Origin of the sequence: Janthinobacterium algoris, assembly GCF_051380935.1 — a bacterium.
Taxonomy (GTDB): domain Bacteria; phylum Pseudomonadota; class Gammaproteobacteria; order Burkholderiales; family Burkholderiaceae_D; genus Janthinobacterium.
The window spans coordinates 98,080-119,659 of the sequence record NZ_JBNYXZ010000009.1 but is presented as its reverse complement, the minus strand read 5'-3'; the positions used below and the strand labels follow the sequence as shown (position 1 = coordinate 119,659).

The 21,580-nt window shown below is 62.4% G+C and carries 16 protein-coding genes and 1 riboswitch; of the genes, 4 read left to right on the top strand and 12 right to left on the bottom strand.

Annotation, left to right across the window (positions count from 1 at the left end; translation table 11 throughout):
- Nucleotides 1-82 precede the first annotated feature (82 nt).
- The 10 genes from ACQ4W7_RS15135 to ACQ4W7_RS15090 all read right to left on the bottom strand — a co-directional run bounded on the left by ACQ4W7_RS15135 (nucleotide 83) and on the right by ACQ4W7_RS15090 (nucleotide 9,693).
- Nucleotides 83-715: an ANTAR domain-containing response regulator gene (locus ACQ4W7_RS15135; RefSeq protein ID WP_071079471.1), complete on the bottom strand. Its 633-nt coding sequence runs from the start codon at nucleotides 713-715 to the stop codon at nucleotides 83-85.
- A 79-nt stretch (nucleotides 716-794) separates the two neighbouring features.
- Complete coding sequence (thiE, locus tag ACQ4W7_RS15130) at nucleotides 795-1,430, bottom strand: thiamine phosphate synthase (protein ID WP_436531485.1); 636 nt, start codon at nucleotides 1,428-1,430, stop codon at nucleotides 795-797.
- A 10-nt stretch (nucleotides 1,431-1,440) separates the two neighbouring features.
- Nucleotides 1,441-2,217, bottom strand: a complete 777-nt coding sequence (gene thiD, locus ACQ4W7_RS15125; RefSeq protein ID WP_436531483.1) for a bifunctional hydroxymethylpyrimidine kinase/phosphomethylpyrimidine kinase — start codon at nucleotides 2,215-2,217, stop codon at nucleotides 1,441-1,443.
- A complete protein-coding gene (locus ACQ4W7_RS15120) occupies nucleotides 2,217-3,011 on the bottom strand; it encodes a thiazole synthase (protein ID WP_436531481.1) in 795 nt (264 codons plus the stop codon). The genes thiD and ACQ4W7_RS15120 overlap by 1 nt, the downstream gene beginning before the upstream one ends.
- Before the next feature lie 15 nt (nucleotides 3,012-3,026).
- Nucleotides 3,027-3,230 carry a sulfur carrier protein ThiS gene (gene thiS, locus ACQ4W7_RS15115; protein WP_071079564.1) on the bottom strand — a complete coding sequence of 68 codons (204 nt, stop codon included), beginning with the start codon at nucleotides 3,228-3,230 and terminating at the stop codon, nucleotides 3,027-3,029.
- A 20-nt stretch (nucleotides 3,231-3,250) separates the two neighbouring features.
- On the bottom strand, nucleotides 3,251-5,164 hold the full coding sequence (gene thiC, locus ACQ4W7_RS15110) for a phosphomethylpyrimidine synthase ThiC (protein WP_426074667.1): 1,914 nt from the start codon (nucleotides 5,162-5,164) through the stop codon (nucleotides 3,251-3,253).
- Nucleotides 5,165-5,254: 90 nt separating this feature from the next.
- A riboswitch (TPP riboswitch) is annotated at nucleotides 5,255-5,370 on the bottom strand.
- A 108-nt stretch (nucleotides 5,371-5,478) separates the two neighbouring features.
- Nucleotides 5,479-5,733, bottom strand: a complete 255-nt coding sequence (locus tag ACQ4W7_RS15105; protein ID WP_426074666.1) for a hypothetical protein — start codon at nucleotides 5,731-5,733, stop codon at nucleotides 5,479-5,481.
- 39 nt (nucleotides 5,734-5,772) lie between these two features.
- Nucleotides 5,773-6,579: a response regulator gene (locus tag ACQ4W7_RS15100; RefSeq protein ID WP_426074665.1), complete on the bottom strand. Its 807-nt coding sequence runs from the start codon at nucleotides 6,577-6,579 to the stop codon at nucleotides 5,773-5,775.
- 28 nt (nucleotides 6,580-6,607) lie between these two features.
- The gene (locus ACQ4W7_RS15095; RefSeq protein WP_426074664.1) at nucleotides 6,608-8,851 is read right to left on the bottom strand and encodes a PAS domain S-box protein; all 2,244 of its coding nucleotides are present in this window, start codon (nucleotides 8,849-8,851) and stop codon (nucleotides 6,608-6,610) included.
- Nucleotides 8,852-8,952: 101 nt separating this feature from the next.
- Nucleotides 8,953-9,693, bottom strand: coding sequence for a Crp/Fnr family transcriptional regulator (locus ACQ4W7_RS15090; protein ID WP_436531478.1), 741 nt, complete (start codon nucleotides 9,691-9,693; stop codon nucleotides 8,953-8,955).
- A 238-nt stretch (nucleotides 9,694-9,931) separates the two neighbouring features.
- Here ACQ4W7_RS15090 and ACQ4W7_RS15085 point away from each other — a divergent pair, with 238 nt between their 5' ends.
- Entirely contained in the window at nucleotides 9,932-12,016 is a 2,085-nt protein-coding gene (locus tag ACQ4W7_RS15085) for a putative bifunctional diguanylate cyclase/phosphodiesterase (RefSeq protein ID WP_436531476.1), read from the top strand.
- Here ACQ4W7_RS15085 and ACQ4W7_RS15080 read toward each other — a convergent pair.
- Nucleotides 12,013-13,080: a porin gene (locus tag ACQ4W7_RS15080; protein ID WP_436531474.1), complete on the bottom strand. Its 1,068-nt coding sequence runs from the start codon at nucleotides 13,078-13,080 to the stop codon at nucleotides 12,013-12,015. The two genes, ACQ4W7_RS15085 and ACQ4W7_RS15080, sit on opposite strands and share 4 nt — an antisense overlap.
- Nucleotides 13,081-13,616: 536 nt before the next feature.
- On the bottom strand, nucleotides 13,617-15,971 hold the full coding sequence (locus tag ACQ4W7_RS15075) for an ankyrin repeat domain-containing protein (RefSeq protein WP_436531472.1): 2,355 nt from the start codon (nucleotides 15,969-15,971) through the stop codon (nucleotides 13,617-13,619).
- Nucleotides 15,972-16,141: 170 nt separating this feature from the next.
- Between ACQ4W7_RS15075 and ACQ4W7_RS15070 the strand changes: the two genes are divergently transcribed.
- The 3 genes from ACQ4W7_RS15070 (at nucleotide 16,142) to ACQ4W7_RS15060 (ending at nucleotide 21,575) form a co-directional block, all read left to right on the top strand.
- A complete protein-coding gene (locus tag ACQ4W7_RS15070; protein WP_426074659.1) occupies nucleotides 16,142-18,949 on the top strand; it encodes a valine--tRNA ligase in 2,808 nt (935 codons plus the stop codon).
- A gap of 112 nt (nucleotides 18,950-19,061) precedes the next feature.
- Nucleotides 19,062-19,520: a DUF2147 domain-containing protein gene (locus ACQ4W7_RS15065; protein ID WP_436531469.1), complete on the top strand. Its 459-nt coding sequence runs from the start codon at nucleotides 19,062-19,064 to the stop codon at nucleotides 19,518-19,520.
- A gap of 279 nt (nucleotides 19,521-19,799) precedes the next feature.
- Complete coding sequence (locus ACQ4W7_RS15060; protein ID WP_436531467.1) at nucleotides 19,800-21,575, top strand: Ig-like domain-containing protein; 1,776 nt, start codon at nucleotides 19,800-19,802, stop codon at nucleotides 21,573-21,575.
- The last annotated feature ends 5 nt before the right edge of the window (nucleotides 21,576-21,580 follow it).

Here is a 21,580-nt window from a genome sequence, read left to right as displayed (position 1 = left end):
TGAACCAGGCGCGCCAGCGCGCCGTATCATCACATCATAACAAGGCAGGCGCCGACATGCCACGCCGGCGCCGGTGCAACGCTTACTTGGTTTTCGCGCGGTTGAGGAATGCGCCATGCAGGCCGTTCAGGGTTTCCTCGGCCAGCAGCAGCTGGCTGGCGATTTCATTGATCTTGCGGCGGCTGGAACGGGCATGGTCGCGCAGCACTTCGAAAGCCGTGTTGCGATCCGTCTGGAACTTACCCATCAGCAAACCCACGGCCAGACTGGTTTCGCGGCCGGCGGCCAGGGCCGCATTCAGGTTCAGCTCGGTACGGCGCAACTGGCGGATTTCATCGGCGCGCGCCAGGCCCGCTTCGAAGGCGGGCATCAAACGGCCTTCATCGACGGGTTTCACCACATAGCCGACGGCGCCGTAAGCGGCCGCCTGCTTGCCCGATTCGCTATCGCCACTGCCGGACAGGAACATGAACGGCACGCCCGTCTCGCCGTGCAGGCGCTTGGCCAATTCCAGGCCGGACATGCCCGGCATGTGGATGTCAAGCAAGGCCAAGTCCGGCTCGCGCTGGGCGACCATTTGCAGCGCCACTTCGGCCGAATTGGCCAGGGCCGTCTCGTAGCCGGCATGGCGCAGGACTTCGCCGAGGAATTCCAACAGGAGCTGGTCATCGTCAACGATCAGGATAAGGCGTTTCGCGGCGGCTGGCTGACTCATGGCTAAAGGGACCTCGGTAATGAATGATGTTCTTATTATATGCCGATTATTCGTCCAAATCAGCCCCCCATTCCCATGCTCACGCTGCAAACAATTGATTAAATTGCTGCACCGCAATACTCACATCGTCCGCCTGGTCGACCTTGCTCAATACCTTGCCAAATACGCTGCTGATGGCCGCCACCATGTCGGCACCGCGCGCGACCAGCGGCGCCGCGTTCTCCGGCGTCATGCCGCCGATCACCACGCACGGCAAGTTGATCTCGCGTTTAGCTTGCAGCACGATATCGGCGGACGTCGTCACCGGGTACTTTTTCACCAGCGAAGGATAAAAGCCGCCGAAGGCCACGTAGCTGGCGCCGCCAGCCTCGGCCGTCCGTGCCAAGGCCATATCGCCATAGCACGAGGCGCCGACGATCTTGCCTGCCCCCAGGCGCGCGCGCACCTGCGCCACGGATGCGTCCGTACCGCCCACATGCACGCCATCGGCGTCAAGCTCTTCGCACAGCTCAAGATAATCATTGATGATGAAGGGCACGCCATACTTGCGGGCCAGGGCCAGCAAGGCGCCCGCCTGCTCGCGCCGCAGCTCAGCTTCGGCGCTCTTGTGACGGTATTGCAGCAGGGCCACGCCTTCCTGCAAAGCTTGCTCGCTCACGTCGAGCAAGCGATCGGTGTCATCCCAGTTCGGGGTGACCAGATACAGTCCACGCATGCTGTTTTCCTTAGTCATTGAATCGTTGTGGTATCAGCTGACCGGACGCAATCGCATACGCGTCGGCCAAGGCCGCATGGCAATAGGCTTGCGCCAGGTCTAGCGCTTCGGGCAATGCCTGGCCCAGCGCCAGGCGCGCCGCAATGGCGGAGGCCAGGGTGCAGCCGCTGCCGTGGAAGGCGCCGGGCAGGCGCTGCCAGCGCCACTCACGCTCCCCGCCGTTGGCATCGAACCAGCGGTTGAAAATCGCCTCACCGTCGCCGTGCCCTCCCGTCACCAGCACGTTCTTGCAGCCTTGCGCGCGCAAGTTTTCTTCGCCACCGAGGGCCAGCGCTTCCGGCCCGTTCGGCACGATCACGGTCGACACGCGCAACAAGGGCGCCAGCGCCAGCACGGCATCGTCCCGGCTGAGCACGTCGCCATGGCCGCTGGCCAGCACGGGATCGAGCACCACGGGCAAGTCCGGCCGTGCCAGCCGCAATTGCGCGATCAGTTGCGCAATGACGGCCGCATTCGCGGCGCTGCCCGGGATGCCGATTTTCACGGCGCTGATCACCACCTTGTCGATCAACGCCTGCGCCTGGCGGCGCAGCAATTCCGGCGCCACCGGCTCGACAGCAAACACGCGATCGTTGTCCTGCACCGTCAGCGCCGTGATCACCGGCAGCGCATGCGCGCCCTGCGCCGCAATGGCCATAATGTCGGCGGCCAGACCGGCGCCGCCTGACGGGTCGAGACCGGCAAACACCAGCACAACCGGACGATACGGCAGACGCTGTTGTCCCATCACGCCAGGCGGCCCGCCATCGGCGACGACGGCGAAGCGGCGAACTTTCTCGGCATGCGTCCCGCCAGAAACGCCTCGCGCCCGGCCCGCACGGCCAGCTTCATCGCATGCGCCATGCGCACGGGGTCGCGCGCGCCGGCAATGGCCGTATTCATCAGCACGCCATCGCAACCGAGCTCCATGGCAATGGCCGCATCCGACGCCGTGCCCACGCCAGCATCGACGAGCACGGGAACTTTGGCCTGGTCTATGATCAGCGACAAGTTCCACGGATTCAAGATACCCATGCCCGAGCCGATCAGGGACGCCAGCGGCATGACGGCCACGCAGCCGATGTCTTCCAGAATCTTTGCCTGGATGGGGTCGTCGCTGCAGTAGACCATCACGTCAAAGCCATCCTTGACCAGCGCTTCGGCTGCGATCAGGGTTTCCGGCATGTGCGGAAACAGGGTCTTTTCATCGCCCAGCACTTCCAGTTTCACCAGATTGCGCCCACCCAGCAGCTCGCGCGCCAGTTGCAAGGTGTAGACGGCATCTTTCGCGTTGTAGCAGCCGGCCGTGTTCGGCAATATCGTGTACCGGTCGGGCGGCACGAAATCGAGCAGGCTGGGCGCGTTCGGGTCTTGGCCGATATTCACGCGGCGTATCGCCACCGTGATGATTTGCGCTTCCGCCGCGTCCGTCGCTTCGCGCGTCTGCGGCAAGTCCTTGTACTTGCCGCTACCGACCAGCAGGCGTGATTGATATTGTTTGCCTGCGATGGTCAGCAGGTCGTCGTTGTTATTACTTGTCATTGCTTTTTCCTTAGTCTAGCCGCCGCCGATGGCGCGTACAATTTCAACTTGGTCTTGCACCTGCAAGACCTGTCCCGGCCACGCCTTGCGCGGCACCACGTTACGGTTGACGGCCAGCGCCAGCGCCTGGTTTTCCAGCGACAGCGCGGCGATCAATTGATCCAGGGTTTGCCCCGGCGGCACCTGGTGCGGTGCGCCGTTGAGCGTGATGGATATCAATGCAGGCATCACGCTCTCCTTCAGACCTTGCGGTACAGCTCGGCACCGTTCTTGATGAACTCGATGGCCTTGATTTCCATCCCCTGCTTGAGCGCCTTGTCTTCCGCGATACCCATGCCGGCCGCGTATTCGCGCACTTCCTGCGTGATCTTCATCGAGCAGAAGTGCGGGCCGCACATGGAGCAGAAATGCGCCACCTTGGCCGAATCCTTGGGCAAGGTTTCATCGTGGAATTCGCGCGCCTTGTCCGGGTCCAGGCCGATATTGAACTGGTCGTCCCAGCGGAATTCGAAACGGGCTTTCGACAGGGCATTGTCGCGGATTTGCGCACCCGGATGGCCTTTCGCCAGGTCGGCTGCGTGCGCCGCGATTTTGTAGGTGATGATGCCGTCCTTGACGTCCGCCTTGTTGGGCAGGCCCAGGTGTTCCTTCGGCGTCACGTAGCACAGCATGGCCGTGCCATACCAGCCGATCATGGCCGCGCCGATGCCGGAAGTGATGTGGTCGTAGCCGGGCGCAATGTCGGTGGTCAACGGCCCCAGCGTGTAGAACGGCGCTTCGCCGCACTGCTCCAGCTGCAAGTCCATGTTTTCCTTGATCAGCTGCATGGGCACGTGGCCCGGGCCTTCGATCATCACTTGCACGTCGTGCTTCCAAGCCACTTGTGTCAGCTCGCCCAAGGTCTTCAGTTCGCCCAGCTGCGCTTCATCGTTGGCATCGTAGATGGAACCGGGGCGCAAGCCGTCGCCCAGCGAGAACGAGACGTCATATGCCTTCATGATTTCGCAGATGTCTTCGAAATGCGTGTACAGGAACGATTCCTGGTGGTGCGCCAGACACCATTTCGCCATGATGGAACCGCCGCGCGAGACGATGCCCGTCAAGCGCTTGGCCGTCATCGGCACATAGCGCAGCAGCACGCCCGCGTGGATGGTGAAATAGTCGACGCCCTGCTCGGCCTGCTCGATCAGGGTGTCGCGGAAAATTTCCCAGGTCAGATCTTCGGCCTTGCCATTGACCTTTTCCAGCGCCTGGTAAATGGGCACGGTGCCGATGGGCACGGGGCTGTTGCGCACGATCCATTCGCGCGTTTCGTGGATATGCTTGCCGGTGGACAAGTCCATCACATTGTCGCCACCCCAGCGGATGGCCCAGGTCATCTTTTCCACTTCCTCGCCTATCGACGAGGTGACGGCCGAATTGCCGATGTTCGCGTTGATTTTCACCAGGAAATTGCGGCCGATAATCATCGGCTCGACTTCCGGGTGGTTGATGTTGGCGGGAATGATGGCGCGGCCGCGGGCGATTTCCTCGCGCACGAATTCCGGCGTGATTTCGGCCGGGATGCTGGCGCCGAACGACTGGCCAGGGTGCTGGCGGCCCATCAGCTCGGCCAGGCGTTCGCCCATGGGGCCGGAGGCTTTCAACTCCTTCAAGTACTCTCCGCGGCGCATGTTTTCACGGATGGCAACGAATTCCATTTCCGGCGTGATGATGCCGCGCCGGGCATAGTGCATCTGCGTCACATTGGTGCCCGCCTTGGCGCGGCGCGGCTTGCGGTGCAGGTTGAAACGCAGTTCGGCCAGCTTCGGGTCCGCCAGGCGGGCAATGCCATAGTCGGAAGTGGGGCCGGGCAGCTCTTCCGTGTCGGCCCGCTCCATGATCCACGGCAGGCGCGGCGTATCGAGACCCGAGCGGATGTCGATGTTCACGTCCGGGTCCGTGTAGGGGCCGGACGTGTCGTAGACGTAGATCGGTGGATTCTTTTCGCCGCCAAACGACGCTTCCGTGTCGGACTGGCTGATCTGGCGCATGGGCACGCGGATGTCGGGGCGGCTGCCTTGCACGTAAATCTTGCGCGAATTGGGCAGCGGCGCGATGGCGGCTTCGTCGACCGTGGCGGTGGCGGAGAGGAATTTCAGGTTGGCGTTCATTTTGGCTCCTTGGCTAGACTTGCAGCTAGACTATTTATAGCCTGGAGCCAGCTAAGGAGGTTCGGCTGCGCGCACGCGGAAAAGCGGGGTGCGTTCATCCTAAAGCTTCCCTTCGCTGGCATTATCCAGATCAGGTTCGGAGGGTATTTCTCACCCGCGCTTGCACCGTGTTTCCACAGCGAAAGGCAGGACCCCTAGCGTTTGCCGCCTTGCGGCAGCGAGCCAATTATACGCGGTTCACGCCGCGCGGCCAGATGATTTCTTGCAGCTGTCGTCTTTGTGCATCTGCTGCAATGCAGCAGATGCCAGCACGCTTATTTCTTCTTGCCCCAGCGCCAGCTGGTCGGTTCGCCCTTCAGCTGGCAAATGAAAATGAGCACGGCAACGATGGCCGCTTCATACACGATGTAGCCGACCAGCATGGTTTGCGGGGGAAACAGGAACGCGCCGCAGGCGAACAGTGCCAGCGCGGCCAGGAACACCAGCCAGCCCTGCCAAGTGATGGGCAAGCCCCAGCCCCAGCCATAGGTCTTGGCGGGAAACCAGTAGGAGGGAGATTTGTCAGCCATGATGCTTTCCTTGTGGATGTGAATATCCACAAGTATAAATCAGGCGATACGCAAGCGTTCCGTGACATCGAGGCCGATGCCGCGGTAGCCGATGAAGCGGCTGCCATTATCGAACATCGGTTCGCCGCTGACCTGTAGATACTGCGTGCTGCCATCGAGGTTGGCGCGGCTGTAGATGAAGTCGAGGAAGGGTTCACGCGCGGCAATCTTGGCGTCGAGCAAGGCGCGCTCGGTGGCGTTCCAGCGCTGCGGCTCTGCTTCGCTGCCGATGCCCAGCATTTCGGCCACGGGGCCGGAAAAGCGCGTCAGATTGCCCTGCGCATCCTGTTCCCAGTACCAATCGGACGACAGTTCCGTGAAGCGCTGGAAGCGCGCTTCGCTTTCGCGCAGTTCGGCCGTGCGCTCTTCCACCATCTGTTCCAGCGACTTGTTGTATTCGGCCAGCTTCTGATACAGCAAACGCACTTCCAGCATGTTGTGGATGCGCGTCTTCACTTCCACCAAGTCGAAGGGTTTGCTGACGAAGTCCTTGGCGCCCGCCTGCAGCGCGCGCAGCTTGTGGCCGGGCTGGGCCGTGATCACCAGCACGGGCAGATAGCTGCCCGCCTCGATGTCGCGCAAGCCTTCCATGACTTCGAAGCCATCCATTTCCGGCATCTGCAAGTCGAGCAGGATCAGGTCGTAGCGGTGCTGCTGGTGCAGCGCGTGCACGGCTTGTGGGTCCATGGTGGAAGTGATGCGCGTGTAGCCGGCATTGCGCAGCACCTGTTCCAGCAGCATGACGTTGGCTTCCTGGTCGTCAACGATGAGAATGCTGGCGTTCAGGATCTCGGTGGCTTGAAGCATGGCGGTATTCCTAAAATGAAGTGCTGAATTAGCGTACTGCGTGAGTGTCATCGACCAGGCCGTGCGCGGCCGCATGGTGCAGGGCTACGTCGAGCGCCTCCATGAATTCGACGACCTTGATCGGCTTGGTCAGGTAGCGGAAGAAGCCCGCTTCCAGGCCTTTCTCGATGTCGCGCGGCACCGCGTTGGCCGACAGGGCCATCACGGGAATGTGGCTGGTGAGCGGATCGTCGTGCAAGATGCGCAAGGCGCCATAGCCGCTGATGCCGGGCAGGTTGATATCCATCAAGATCACGTCCGGCTGATACGTGCGCGCCAGGTCGATGCCCAGATGCGCATCGATGGCGGTCAGCAGTTTCAAATCGCTGCGGCGGGCGATCAATTGCTCCACCAGCGCCAGGTTGGCCGGATTGTCTTCCACGTACAGCAAGGTGCGCTGGGTTTCCTGGTCTTCCGGTGCCACAGGCAAGACCTCGCCCGGTTCCAGATGCAATTCGGGCGCGCGCGAGGCCTTGAATTCGACCCAGAAAGTGGTGCCCAGGCCCACCGTGCTGTCGACGCCAATCTGGCCGCCCATCAGTTCGACCAGCTGCTTGGTGACGACCAGGCCGATGCCCGTGCCCTCTTCCGTGCTGCTTTCCTGACCCAGGCGGTTGAAAGGCTGGAACAGCTGACTCATCTGTTCGGCGTTCAGGCCGGCGCCGCTGTCGCTGACGCTGGTGCGCACTTTGTCGCCGCGCTGGCGGCAATCGACTTTCACGCTGCCGCCGCTCTGGTTGTACTTGATGGCGTTCGACAGCAGATTGATCATCACCTGTTTTACGCGCGTACGGTCGGCATGCACATAAAAAGCCTGGCCGCAGCGGGGGAAATGCATGCTGATGCCGCGTTTTTCCGCCTGCGGCGCGATCATCGCCTGGCAATCCTGCAGCACGTCAAGCAAGGACATCGCCTCTTCCGACATGGTGACCTTGCCCGATTCGATCATGGCCAGGTCGAGGATTTCATTGATCAAACGCAAAAGATACCAGCCGCCCTTGAGGATCTGGTCGATCGAGCGCTGCTGCGGCACGCTCGGTGCCGGCGTCTCGGACGCCATCAGTTGGGCAAAGCCCAACACGGCGTTCAAGGGCGTGCGCAATTCATGGCTCATGCTCGACAGAAACTCGGACTTCGCCAGGTTCGCCTTTTCCGCCGCCTGGCGGGCCTTTTCCATTTCGATATTCGTGTCTTGCAAGGCTAGTTCGAACTGCTTGCGTTCCGTCACGTCGCGCGCGGCGGCAAACACGCCCTGCAGCTTGCGGTTGCGGTCGTGGAAGGTCGAGGCGTTGTACGACACTACCGTCTGCTTGCCGTCACGTGCCAGGGCCGTCAGCTCGTAATTGGTCACTTTGCCTTCACGCAACACGCGCGCGATGGCTTCCTCGGCCCGGTCCGGTTCCGTAAAGTAATTCTTGCACGGCGCGCCGATCAATTCGTCGCGCGTACAGCCCGTCAGCGCTTCCATCTGCTGGTTGACGTCGCTGATGATGCCGCGCGGGTCCGTCGTCATCAGGGCGTCGATATTCGATTCAATCAGCGAGCGCGTATAGAACTGCTGCTCGCGCAAGCGCTGGTCCAGCAGCGCCTGTTCCGCCTCGACCTGCTTGCGCGCCGTATTATCGGTGCCGATCAGCAAGTAACCGATGACCTTGCTCTGCGCGTCGCGCAGGGCAGTCACGGACACGATGGCGGGGAAGCGGCTGCCATCCTTGCGGATGTAGGTCAGCTCATAAATGTCTTCGATACCGCGCGTGGCCTTGAACACCAGCGCTTCCACGCCGGGCGTGATGACGGTATCAAGTTCCGAGCTGAGGGCGGCGGCGCGCGCAATGATTTCTTGCGCGTCGGAAATACCGGCCGGCGTCAACTTGTCGACCACGTCGCTCGCTTCATAGCCGAGCATGCGTTCGGCGCCCACGTTGAAAATCTGGATAACGCCTTGCGCATCGGTAGCGATGCAAGAGAAATTGGCGCTGTTGAAGATCGCATCCTGCAAGGCGCCCGCCTTGAGCAGCTGGCGCGGCAGGCTGGCCGCCACCGTGCGCCGGTACAGTGCCGCGAGCAGCATCAGCAGCAGAAATACCAGCGCGTCAATGGCGCATGCCGTCTCGAACGGCGCGCGCCAGGCCAGCGCGCCGACGGCCAGCAGCACGACGGCGCTGAACGAAAATGCCAGCGCCATGGGCCAGCGCGAGGGTGCGCGCGGGGGGATGTTTTCGACAGATTGCATGATGTGCCTGGGCAATGACTACGATAAGAGGAAGAATGTGGTACTTAATGCAATTTTCAGTGCGGCAATTTTCAGTGCGGCAATGTTCAGTGCGGCAGTGTTCAGTGCGCCTGGCGCTGGCGCACGTCCGACAGCAGACGCGTGAATTCCTTCTTCACCACACCATAGCATTCGCACACATTGCCTTCGAGACCGGCGCGGTCCAGCACGGAGATATGGCCGCGCCGGTAACTGATAAAGCCACGCGCCTGCAAGCGCCCGGCCGCTTCCGTCACGCCTTCGCGGCGCACGCCCAACATATTGGCGATGAGTTCCTGCGTCATGGTCAGTTCGCGGTTCGGCAGGCGGTCCATGGTCAGCAGCAGCCAGCGGCACAGCTGCTGCTCCACCGTATGGTGGCGGTTGCACACGGCCGTCTGCGACATTTGCGTGATCAAGGCTTGCGTATAGCGCAGCAGCAAGCGCATGACGGGGCCGGCGCGGTCGAATTCTTCCATCAGCAGGTGCGCCTTCAGGCGATAGCCGACGCCACCCGTCTGCACCACGGCGCGGCTGGGGGTCGAGTTGCCGCCCATAAACAGCGCCACGCCCACCACGCCTTCATTACCCACGCCGGCAATTTCCGACGAGCCGCCATTTTCCAGCAGATAGTGTATAGAAACGATGGCGGTGGTGGGAAAGTACACATGCTGCAGCTTGTCGCCCGAATCGTAGATCACGTCGCCCAGCAGCATGGAGACTTGCTCCAGATGGGGGGCAAGGCGCGCGAAATCGGCGTCGAGCATGGCGGCGAGCAAATGGTTTTGATTCGGGTTGTGCAGCTGGGTATGCGGACTCGACATGGGCAGTTTTCCTGGTTTCCAGTCGTCAGCTAGGGGATAAATGAAAGACGTCCGAACGAGGGCCGCTATGTGCAGCAGCCTAACACGGCGTTTGCACAAGCAAGCGACTATATCTTTTGCGGGTATGGTTGTCTGTTCGCCAGCGAACGGACGGCCACGTGCCCCGCGCCCTACAGTCAGTCACTGCCAGGGCTGCCAGATCATGGATCGGCACCGGCGCTGCCTACCGGACGCCATCATGCAATCATTCATCAAACGCATCTCCATTTCCGTTTCCACCTCGGCCCTGATCACCTTGGCGGTCGGGCTGTGCCTGACGGCCCTGTGCTACGCCTCGGCGCGCCAGATCGAGTCGGAAAGCACCCGACTGCTGCTGCAGTACTTCGCCAGCGCTCACTCGCTGGGCGCCGCCCTGCTGCCCGCCAGCGGCATGAACCTGGACGCCAACCATCGCGGTTCCCTGTACGTGCTGCTGGGCGGATTACTGTCGAGCCTGCTGGCAACGGCGTATGTGTTTCAGCTGGTATCGCGCAATGTCGTGATAGCCCGCATCACAGGCGAACGCACGGCGGCGCTGCAGTTTGCCAACTTGCGCCTGTCTGAAGACATCGCCGCGCGCATGCACAATGAAAAGTCGCTGCGTTTGCGCGAACGCATCATCGAAGTGTCGGTCAATGCCGTCATCCTGTGCAGCGCCGATGCGCCGGGCTACCTGATTGAATACGTCAACCCCGCCTTCGAGCGCATCACCGGCTATGCGGCCGGCGAAGTCATTGGCCAGCGCCTGGAAGACTTGCAGGGTCCCGAGCAAGGGCGGCAAGACATGCATGAGATTACAGCCGCCCTGCGCGAACAGCGCGAAGGCAAGGCCATCGTGCGCAATTTCCGTAAGGATGGCAGTTGCTACTGGAGCGAGCTGTTCGTCGCGCCCGTGCGCGAAGATGGCGATGGCCCCGTCAGCCACTTTGTCGTAGCGCAATACGACATCAGCACCGTCATGCGCTTCGAACAGGAGATGGAATTCCAGGCCAGGCACGATATCCTCACAGGCCTGGCCAACCGGGCACTACTGCGCGAACGGCTGGAGCAGGCGATGGCCGTGACGCGCCGCAACGGCCTGCCCCTGTGGGTGGTGTTCATCGACCTCGACCGTTTTAAATTCGTCAACGATACCCTGGGCCACGACGCCGGCGACCTGGTGCTAAAAAACGTGGCAGAGCGCCTGCGCGACGCCACGCGCGAAGTCGACACGGTGGCGCGCCTGGGTGGCGACGAATTCGTGCTGCTGCTGCCCCAGCATGGCAATGGCGAACCGGGCGCCGCCATCCTGCAGCGCATCCAGGACGCCGTGGCGCAGCCGCTGCAACTGGGCGAATATGAATTCTTTCTCAGCTGCTGCATGGGCGTGGCAGTGTATCCCGACGATGGCCAGGATGCCGACACGCTGATCAAGCATGCCGACATCGCCATGTACCGCGCCAAGGAACAAGGACGGGGCCACTGGCAATTCTATGCCTCGAGCATGAATGCGGGCACCCTGGAGCGGCTGGGACTGGAAAGCGAGTTGCGCCACGCCCTGGAGCGCGGACAGTTCCACCTCGAATACCAGCCCCAGCTGGATCTGGCCAGCGGCGCGGTGGTGGGCATGGAAGCCCTATTACGTTGGCAACATCCGCAACTGGGGCGCATTCCGCCTGCCAGCTTTATCGGCCTGGCCGAGGAAATGGGCTTGATCATTGCCATCGGCGACTGGGCCCTGCGCACGGCGTGCGCCCAGGCGCACGCCTGGCAACTGGCCGGCCATGGCCCGCTGCGCCTGGCCGTCAACTTGTCGGCGCGGCAATTCAAGCAAAGGAATCTGCTGCACGCGGTGGCGCAGGCACTGGCCGAGACTGGCCTCAATGCCGCCCATCTGGAACTGGAATTGACGGAAAGCATGGTCATGCATAACGTGGAGCAAGCCACGGCCATCATGAGCAAGCTGAAGGTACTGGGCGTGCAACTGTCCATCGACGACTTCGGCACCGGCTATTCCAGCCTGGCCTACCTGCGCCACTTCCCCATCGACGTACTGAAAATCGACAAGACCTTCGTCAGCGACATCACGCACAGCGACGACGACGCGGCCATCGTGCGCGCCATCATTTCGCTGGCGCACAGCCTGCGCCTGAAAGTGATCGCCGAAGGCGTGGAAACGGCGCAGCAGTTGGCCTTCCTGCGCCAGCACGGCTGCGACCAGATGCAGGGCTATCTGTTCAGCCGGCCGCTGACCGCGCCCGCCTTCGAAGAACTGTTACAGCAGAGAAAATTGCTACCCGCTTAAAACGCGTGGCGCAAGCCGATGTTCAGCGCGCGGTTGCCGCTGCCTACCTCCGTGGCATTGCCCACCATGTAGGCGGCGTCGTTGCGATTGCGAATGTACGCGTAGGCAAGATACACCTTGCTGCGCTTGGACAAGGCATACGTGGCGCCGATGGCCAGCTGCTGCGCGTCGCGGTTGGCCGCGTCGCGGTCATCCTTGTGGATGAACGAAGCCAGCAAGGTGGTCGCGCCGAGCGGCACGGACACGCCGACGATGGCGTCACGGCTGTCCGTGGACGGAATGGGAGCCTGCGCCGCGCCATACGGGTTTTCCGCAAAGAACATCGAACTGCCATCACCCGTGTTGCGGCCATAGCCGGCAAACGCGGTGGCCATGCCGAAGTTGTAGTTGCCGGCCAAAATGGTGTTGTTGACGTCGGCCTTGCCGAATTCGCCGCCACGGCTCTGGCGCGCCAGGCGCAGGGTCAGGGGGCCGTTGACATAACCGAGGGCCAAGCCCAGCGAACGTTGATCTGCCGCCACCCCCGTGTGTTCGCCAGCACCGAACATGATGGTGGCCGTCACCCCGCGCCATTCCGGCGACGTATAGCGCACGGTATTGTCGATACGCGTGGCCGAATAGCCGGCCAGGTTGGTCGACGCACCGGCCAGGCCGCCCTCGAACGGGTCGGCCACGTCGGTCAGCGCCTGGCTTTGCAAGTTGTACTGGCGGCCCACCGTCAGCATGCCCAGCGGGCTGTTCAGGCCGACAAAAGCCTGGCGGCCGAACAACTGGCCTGCCTGGTCCGAGCGGCCCGTGTCGCTCAACAAGCCCGCTTCCAGCGTGAACACGGCTTGCCAGCCGTCGCCCAGCGATTCCGTGCCGCGCAGGCCCAGGCGCGAGCCGGCCGACACGCCGCTGGTAAGCTTGCTGATGCCGCCTTCCTGCACCAGGCCCGCGTCCATCAGGCCATACACGATGACTGAAGACGGGGTGACTGAAGACGAGTCGACGGACGACTGGGCGTGGGCGACAGGCAAGGCGCCCAGGCTGGCCAGTGCCATGGTGATTGAGATTTTTTTCATGCTGGTTTCCTTGTAAAGACAAAACCGGGAAAGCGCGCGGCCATGGCGCGGCCACAGGCGGCTAGGCGCGCTGTAGTTACTGCCGTATCGAAAGACGACGGGCCAGATAACAACATTCCTGGCGAAGCTGTGGCGGCGCGGCCGATAAAGACGATGGCGCGCGGTATTCCGCCGTGAATGGTGCACCGCTGGCGGTGCGCGTGGCTCAGGCGCCCGGCCCGCAGGGGACGCACTGAAAGTGGCTGGCATCGCTGATGCGCTAGCCTTGAGACGCGGACGAGTGTTGGATATGCAACGTTGATACAACCGCGTCTGCTGGCGCCGTCCGCAAGGATGAGGCAGGAGGCACCGAGGCCAATATTATAGCATCGGCAGCGCCTTTATCCCTGTTCTGTTGTTGGAAAACGACTCGCCAGGCCGCCAAAACACGTCCATATGGCCGCACAAGATGGCGCATGCCGACCAGGCAAACGCTATTGCTGCGGCAGGCCGGCTGCCTTGTCTTTGCCCTTGTGCAGCGGTGTGGCAGCCGGAGTTTAGCGCGTCGCGGCAGCCGCCCGCAGCAAGGCCAGCACGGCTTTATTTTCCGGCGTCGGCGCCCGTTGCTGCGCCATCTTCAACACGGAAATTTCACCGCCCAGCGGATTGGCGCCCAGGCCCAACAACAGCTTGACCATCGCCGCGTCGCCATTTTCAACAGCCGCCAGCAAAGGCGGAAGATAACCGTCGCTGACGACGGGCGCGCCCATCGCGGCCAGGCGGGTGACCCAGTCGTGCCGCTGGCTGCGCACCGCATGCCACAGCAGCGTCTCCTTTTCCAGACGCCGCGAATCGAGCGCCGCCTGCTGTCCCTTGTAAGACTCTTCGGCGGCGGGTCCGACTTGCTGCCATGGCATGCCGGGCATCAGCAGTTGGCGCAGCACGTCTTCGGACGCCGGCTGATGGTTGTACATGGCGCGCATCGCGGCGTCGAGCCAGCGGTCCATGCCCTTCGCGTCATGCCGGGGCACGCGCTGCTTGAGCCAGTCCAGCACACGGCCATTACCCGCTTCGGCGGCATAGGCGTACAGCGACTTGTCCTGCTCATCAATATTCGGCGTGGTGCCGGTGGCCAGCATTTTATCGAGCACTTCGGTGCCGCGCGTCAGGCGCAGCAAGCGCCCCCATAGCAAAGAATCGGCCAACGGCCGTTCGGCTGGCTGCGCAGCCCCGCCTTTCTCGGCTTTTTTCTCTGCCAGGTACTGATCTATCAGCAAATATGGCCGGCCCGCGCCTGCGTCGAGCAAGGCGATCATGCTGGCCGTACGTTCATTCGCATCGATCAATTCCGGCAAGATGTCCGCATTCTCCTGCTGCAAGGCGTATTCCAGCGGCGCCATCGTGTGGTTTTCGCCGCCGTATTGCCGCACATCGGCGCCATGGGCCAGCAACAAACGCACCATCGCGGCATTGCCGTACAGGGCAGCCAGATGCAGGGGCGCGGCGTGGTACAGCGTATCGCCTTCGCCGAGCGGCACGCCGCGCTGCAACAGCAGCGTCATCATGCGCAGCTTGGCGGGCAACAGCGCGGCGTGCCGCTCACGCAACACCTGGCGGCGCGCCTGCAGCGACGCCTGCGCCAGTCGCTCCTGATCGTCGTCCAGCCGCGGTTGCGCCTTCAGCCATGCCGCTTCGGCTTCGACCATGCTGGATGGGGGCAAGATCAAATAGTTCAGCAAGGGAAGCCTGTCGATCGCATAGTTGCCCGGCTCGGCGACGCCGGCAAGCAGCTTGCCAAAAGCAGCTTCGTCGCCTTCTTTGGCAGCCTTGAACAGCGCCGTCACCTCTGGCGTCGTCGGCAGCTTGTTGCGTGCCTCGCGTACATAATTGATCAAGCGTTCCATGCCGTGCACCGAGACCTGCGGCAACGGCATGCCCACCTTCCATGCCCGCGCCAGCTGCTCCGCCTCGGCGTGTTGCGCCGCATTCAGTTTCTTTGTCCAGCCGGCCACAGCGTTGCCGGCGCCCGCCGCGCCGCCCGCCACCGCCAACTGGCTCAGCATGGAAGCGAGCACATAGTCCTGCGGCACGCCCGCCTCCTCGCCATACAGCACGGCCAGCTGCAACTGGGCCTTGGCACTGCCGCTTTCGGCGGCCTTGCGCAGCCAGCGGGCGGCCTGCTTTTCATCCAGGCCGCCCGTGCCCTTCCAGCACAACAAGCCCAGCTGGTAGGCGGCTTCCATGTCGCCGCGCTCGGCGGCGCGGCGGTACCAATCCTGCGGCGAACGCCGTCCCGTCAGCGACGTCGTCGGCAAGGGCGCGCCGCGCTTCCAGCGCTTGGCCAGGCGCTGCGCTTCGTCGACCTGGTCCGGCGACATCGTGCCACGGCGTGCCGGCAGGGACTTCTCCATCGCGGCCGCACCGCTCCACTCCTTGTCTTGCAGCGCCAGCAGGTTGAGCGCATACGACAGCACCCTGTCGACCGGCCCGCCTTCGCCCCGCTCATACATTTGTGCCAGGTCCTGCAGCGGCTTGCCGTCACCCTGCGCTGCCATGACGCCCAACCAGGGCCGCGCGCGCGATGGATTGTGCATGCGGCCCGGCGCATATGCATACATGAAAACCAGCGCCTCCTGCGCGGCGCGATCGCCGCCCTTGGCCGCCAGCAGATACCAGCGCTCCGCTTCGACCTCGCTGCGCTCTACGTCCCGGCATCCTTTCTCGCCCATGTAGATATCGGCGAGGACTTTTTGCGCCTCGACATGGCCGCCCAGTGCCGGTCCGCGCAATTGCGCCACGGCGTCAACGCAGCGTCCACGCTGGAAAGCCGCCATTCCTTCCGGGACGCCGGCGCACGCGCCGCCGACAGCCCATCCGGCGCCGAGCACGGCCAATTGCCACAATTTTTTCATGATTGCCTGAGCTTTCAAATAATGTTGCAAAGATGATAGCTTTAAAAAAATACAATGGGGCAATATTGCGCAATCGTGCGCGGCTTTTCGGGCCATCCAGGCCCGCTATTTGCTGCGCATGCTTTATGCACCCCTTATAATGGTTCCTTTTGCCAATCACACGCCAAATCATGGAATTAGCCAAGTCTTTCGAGCCCGCCGACATTGAACAATTCTGGCGCACCGAGTGGGAACAGCGCGGTTACTTTACCGCCACCCTCGATGCGGGAAAACCTTCCTTCAGCATCCAGTTGCCGCCGCCGAACGTCACCGGCACCCTGCACATGGGCCACGCGTTCAACCAGACCATCATGGATGGCCTGACCCGCTACCACCGCATGCTGGGCCACAACACGGCCTGGATTCCCGGCACCGACCACGCGGGCATCGCCACGCAAATCGTCGTGCAACGCCAGCTGGACGCGCAAAAGATTTCGCGCCATGACCTGGGCCGCGAGAAATTCGTGGAAAAAGTGTGGGAATGGAAAGAAAAATCGGGTTCCATCATCACCGGCCAGATGCGCCGCCTGGGTGCTTCGGCCGACTGGCAGCGCGAATATTTCACCATGGATGAACCGCGCTCGAAAGTCGTCACCGACGTTTTCGTGCGCCTGTTCGAACAAGGCCTGATCTACCGTGGCAAGCGCCTGGTCAACTGGGACCCCGTGCTGGGCACCGCTGTCTCGGACCTGGAAGTGGTATCCGAAGAAGAAGACGGTTCCATGTGGTACATCAAGTACCCGCTGGCCGACGGCAGCGGTTTCCTGACGGTGGCCACCACGCGTCCTGAAACCATGCTGGGCGACGTGGCCGTGGCCGTCGATCCGACGGACGAGCGCTACCTGCCACTGGTCGGCAAGATGCTGAAACTGCCGCTGACCGAGCGTGAAATCCCCATCATCGCCGACGAATACGTCGACAAGGAATTCGGCACCGGCTGCGTCAAAATTACCCCAGCGCATGACATGAACGATTACGCCGTGGGCCAGCGCCACAAACTGGCGCAGATCGTCATTCTGACCCTGGACGCGAAGATCACCGACGACGCGCCGGCAGCGTATCGCGGCATGGACCGCTTTGCCGCGCGCAAGCAGATCGTCGCCGACCTCGATGCGCAAGGCTTGCTCGAGCAAGTCAAGCCGCACAAACTGATGGTGCCGCGCGGCGACCGCACGGGCGTCGTCATCGAGCCGATGCTGACGGACCAGTGGTTTGTCGCCATGAGCAAGCCGGCCCCGGAAGGCACTTTCTTCCCAGGCAAGTCGATCGCCGAAACGGCGCTGGACAAGGTCGCCAATGGCGAAATCAAGTTCGTGCCGGAAAACTGGAGCACCACCTACAACCAGTGGCTCAACAACATCCAGGACTGGTGCATCTCGCGCCAACTGTGGTGGGGCCATCAAATCCCGGCGTGGTACGACGACGCCGGCAATATCTTTGTCGCCAAGACGGAAGCTGAGGCGCAAGCCAAGGCATTGGCCGCCGGCAGCACGGGTCCGTTGAAACGCGACGACGACGTGCTCGACACGTGGTTCTCGTCGGCCCTGGTACCATTCTCGACCATGGGTTGGCCTGAAGAAACGCCGGACATGAAGGCCTTCCTGCCGTCGTCCGTGCTGGTGACGGGTTTCGACATCATCTTCTTCTGGGTCGCGCGCATGGTCATGATGACGGCGCACTTCACGGGCAAGGTGCCGTTTGAAACCGTCTACGTGCACGGCCTGGTGCGCGATTCGACGGGACAGAAGATGTCCAAGTCAAAGGGTAACACCCTGGACCCGATCGACCTGATCGATGGCATCGACCTGGAAGGTTTGATCGTCAAGCGCACCACGGGCCTGATGAACCCGCGCGACGCGGAAAAGATCACCAAGGCGACGCGCAAGGAATTCCCGGAAGGCATTTCGGCCTACGGCACGGACGCCGTGCGCTTCACCATGGCCAGCTATGCTTCGCTGGGCCGCAACATCAATTTCGACCTGGGCCGCTGCGAAGGCTACCGCAACTTCTGCAACAAGATGTGGAACGCCACCCGTTTCGTCATGATGAATACGGAAGGCAAGGATTGCTCGCCGAACGAGGCCGACCTGTCGCAAGCGGACAAGTGGATCATCTCCTTGCTGCAACGCGCTGAACTGGACGTGGCCAAGGGTTTCGAAGACTTCCGTTTCGACAATATCGCCGCCACCATCTACAAGTTCGTCTGGGACGAGTATTGCGACTGGTATCTGGAAGTGGCCAAGGTGCAAGTACAACAAGGCACGGAAGGGCAGCAGCGCGCCACCCGCCACACCTTGCTGCGCGTGCTGGAAGTGGTGCTGCGCCTGGCCCATCCGATCATCCCGTTTGTCACGGAAGCGCTGTGGCAAACGGTGGCGCCACTGGCCGGCAAGACGCTCAAAGCGGACGGTGATTCGATCATGATGCAGCCCTACCCGATTGCCAACGTCGACAAGATCGACGCATCGGCCGAAGCGTGGATGCAGCAGCTGAAAGCCTTGACGGACGCGACGCGCAACCTGCGCGGCGAAATGCAAATTTCGCCATCGGTGCGCGTGCCACTGATCGTCGAAGCGGGCAACGCCACGGAAAAGGCCGCGCTGGCATCATACGCGCCCTACATCCAGTCGCTGGGCAAGCTGGCCGACGTGCAGATCGTCGATGCGCTCCCGGATTCGCCAGCGGCCGTCGCCATCGTCGGCACCACCAAGCTGATGCTGAAAGTGGAAATCGACGTGGCCGCCGAACGCGAACGCCTGGGCAAGGAAATCGCCCGCATCGAAGCTGAAATTGCTAAAGTAAATAGCAAATTAGGCAATGAAAGCTTTGTCGCGCGCGCCCCGGCCGCCATCGTTGCGCAAGAAAACGAGCGTTTGCTCAGTTTTTCGGCCACAATTGAAAAATTGCGCGAACAGTTTGCTAAACTAGCCAGCGCATAAGGCAAGTTTGGAAGGATTGCGCGGCCGTCTACCCAGGACGCCGCGCGGTGCGACTAGTCTTGCTTTGGTGAATAGTTCGTGAACCGATCAAAAAAACCATTGGAGACTAGCGATGCGTACTTTATTCAAAACAACCGTCACAGCAAGCATCATGATGGCCGCCCTGGCCATGGCCGCCGCCGCGGCAGCCACTGACAGCCCCGTCGGCACCTGGAAAACCATCGACGACGCCACCGGCAAGCCGAAATCCATCATCCGTATCACGGAAAGCAATGGCGTCTTGCAAGGCAAAATCGAAAAGCTGTTCCGCGCACCGGACATGGATCAAAACCCCAATTGCGACAAGTGCACGGGTGCCAACAAGGACCAGCCCATCATCGGCCTGACCATCCTGACGGGCTTGAAAAAAGACGGCAAGGAATGGACGGGCGGTGAAATCACGGACCCGGCCGACGGCAAGGTCTACAAGAGCAAGGCTGAACTGATTGAAGGCGGCGCCAAGCTGCAAGTACGCGGCTACAGGGGAATATCGATGTTTGGCCGCACGCAGACGTGGGTGCGCGAAGAATAATCGACACACGCCCTGCGCTGTCGAAGCCGGCCTCTGCGCCGGCTTTTTTACGTCCCTGCTCCCGTACTCCTGTTGTTTTTCCAGCTCGAATCCGCTTGTATTTTGGCCTGTATCAAGGTGGCTGAACGCTATGCGCGCCAACGCACATACCGGTAGTCCCCGCCGTGAAATAGTGCATGCCAGTGACGCCATCGCCCTGTAGCGACGGGCGGCATGGCTCTGCCGGATGACCTCATCCGCAGATGCCCGGCAGTGAATGCCATGCACAAAGGAACGCAAATGAACCTCTTCAAACGATATCTGAACCCGCTGCTCGTCTCGGCAGGTTTGCTGGCCATGGCCGTCCTGGCCGGCTGCGGCGGTGGCGACCAGGGACGCGATCCCATCCTCGGCTTGCCGGCTGCCACCTTGTCCAGCCTGGCTGTTACACCAGCCACGGCGACGGTCGCCATCGGTGCCGGCCAGCAATTCACGGCCATCGCCACGTATAGCGACGGCTCCGCGCAAGACGTCAGCACGAAGGCGACCTGGACTTCCGCTACGCCGGCCAGCGCGACAATCAATGCCGCCACAGGCTTGAGCACCGGCATTGCTGCCGGCAGCAGCAGCATCAGCGCCGCGTTTGGCGGCAAGAGCGCAGCGGCCCAGTTGACCGTCTCGCCCGCCACACTCACGGCCATTGCCATCACGCCGCTCGCGCCATCCATCACCATCGGCGCAACGCAGCAGTTTACGGTGACCGGCAGCTTCAGCGACGGCGCCACGCGCGACGTTACGGCCGTCTCGACCTTTGCCTCCGCCACCCCCGCCACGGCCAGCATCGCCGCTAGCGGCCTGGCGCTCGGCAAGGTTGCCGGCACGACGCAGATCACGGCCACCTCGGGCGCGCTCACGGCCAGCACCGTGCTGACCGTCACGCCAGCGACCTTGCTGTCGATCGCCGTCACGCCGCAAAACCCCATCATTCCCGTCGCCGCGACGCGCCAGCTGGCCGTCCTTGCCACGTATTCGGATGGCAGCACCGTCGATGTCACGGCCAGCACCAGCTTCCTTGCCGCCACGCCCGCTTTCGCCACCGTCGCCAGCGACGGCTTGGTCAGTGGCGTTGCCTTTGGTACCAGCGTCATGACTGCCAGCTTCAACGGCAAAACGGCCAGCACCACCGTCACCGTGCCTGCCCTCACCCTGGCCAGCATCGCCGTCACGCCAGCTACCGCCAGCATCGCTGTCGGTGCCCAACAGCAATTCGTTGCCACGGCAACGTATTCGGACGGCTCGAACGCCATCGTCACGACCGGCGCTAGCTGGACTTCGGGCACCGTTACCACAGCTAGCGTGCTGAACACTGGCGTGGCCACCGGCATCGCCACCGGCACCAGCAACATCACCGCCACGGTCGGCGGCCAGTCGGGCAGCGCGCTGCTGACTGTCACGGCAGTGGCCATCCCGCCCGTGTTTAACCCGATCATTCTGGGCCGCGCGGCACCGTTCGGCGTGCTGGCCGGTACCTCGATCACCAACAATTCGGGCGGCACCACACTGATCACGGGCGACGTCGGTGCACCGTCGCAAACGGTCGATCCGACCCAGGCGGCCGGCTTTACCAACTACAAGTCGGGCGCCATCCTGGCCGGTGCCATGACGGATTTGCAAGCGGCAATCACGGATGGCAATAGCCGTACCTGCGACGTCAGCTTTGCCGGCGGCATCGACCTCGGTGGGCAGACCTTCGGCCCCGGCGTGTATTGCTATGCGGGCGCTATCAGCATCACGGGCACTCTGACACTGAACGGTCCCGGCGTGTACATCTTCCGCACGGCATTGACCCTGGATTCGACCGTCAACTCCATCGTTGCCCTGAACAATGGCGCCACGGCCGACAACGTCAGCTGGCTGCCCGTCGGCCCGACCACCCTGGCCGCGAACAGCGTCTTCAAGGGCAATATCCTGGGCCAGTCGGCCGCCATCACGGTCGGCGACAACACGACCTTGCTCAATGGCCGCGTGCTGACGGCTGCCGCCGTCACCCTGCGCAACAACCAGATCACCAAATAATCGGG